The organism is Pseudomonas sp. AM14(2022) (genome assembly GCF_036346455.1).
GTDB lineage: Bacteria > Pseudomonadota > Gammaproteobacteria > Pseudomonadales > Pseudomonadaceae > Aquipseudomonas > Aquipseudomonas putida_A.
The window spans coordinates 1-1,124 of the sequence record NZ_JAOTNY010000040.1 but is presented as its reverse complement, the minus strand read 5'-3'; the positions used below and the strand labels follow the sequence as shown (position 1 = coordinate 1,124).

1 protein-coding gene is annotated in these 1,124 nt (G+C 55.2%); it reads right to left on the bottom strand.

Annotated elements, in window-relative coordinates:
• A partial coding sequence (tuf, locus tag V3W27_RS28065) for an elongation factor Tu (protein ID WP_330208060.1) occupies positions 1-1,124 on the bottom strand: 1,124 nt, incomplete at both ends.

Sequence of the window (1,124 nt, the reverse complement as noted above, 5' to 3'; positions counted from 1 at the left end):
GCTACGACGCCAGCGCCGACGGTACGACCGCCTTCACGGATAGCGAAACGCAGACCATCTTCCATCGCGATGGTTTTGATCAGGGTAACAGTCATCTGAATGTTGTCACCTGGCATTACCATTTCAACGCCTTCTGGCAGCTCGCAGTTACCAGTCACGTCAGTAGTACGGAAGTAGAACTGTGGACGGTAGCCTTTGAAGAACGGAGTGTGACGACCGCCTTCTTCCTTGCTCAGAACGTAAACTTCTGCGGTGAACTTGGTGTGCGGCTTAACCGAACCTGGCTTAACCAGAACCTGACCACGCTCAACGTCGTCACGCTTGGTACCACGCAGCAGAACGCCGCAGTTCTCGCCAGCACGACCTTCGTCGAGCAGCTTGCGGAACATCTCAACACCGGTGCAGGTGGTGGTGGTGGTGTCACGCAGACCAACGATTTCCAGTGCATCTTGAACGCGAACGATACCGCGCTCGATACGACCAGTCACAACAGTACCGCGACCCGAGATCGAGAATACGTCTTCGATTGGCATCAGGAATGGCTTGTCGATCATACGAACTGGTTCTGGGATGTAGGTGTCCAGAGTTTCAACCAGTTTACGAACGGCAGTGGTGCCCATTTCGTTGTCGTCTTTGCCTTCCAGCGCCATACGAGCCGAACCGATGATGATCGGAGTGTCGTCGCCTGGGAAGTCATAAGTGGACAGCAGGTCGCGAACTTCCATCTCAACCAGTTCCAGCAGCTCAGCGTCGTCTACCAGGTCAGCCTTGTTCAGGAAAACCACGATGTACGGAACGCCTACCTGACGGGACAGCAGGATGTGCTCACGGGTTTGTGGCATCGGACCATCAGCGGCCGAGCAAACCAGGATCGCGCCGTCCATCTGGGCAGCACCGGTGATCATGTTCTTCACGTAGTCAGCGTGACCTGGGCAGTCAACGTGAGCGTAGTGACGAATAGTCGAGTTGTACTCAACGTGAGCGGTGTTGATGGTGATACCGCGAGCTTTTTCTTCTGGAGCGCTGTCGATCTTGTCGAATTCAACTACGGCCGAACCGAAAACTTCGGAGCAGACGCGAGTCAGAGCAGCGGTCAGAGTGGTTTTACCGTGGTCAACGTGACC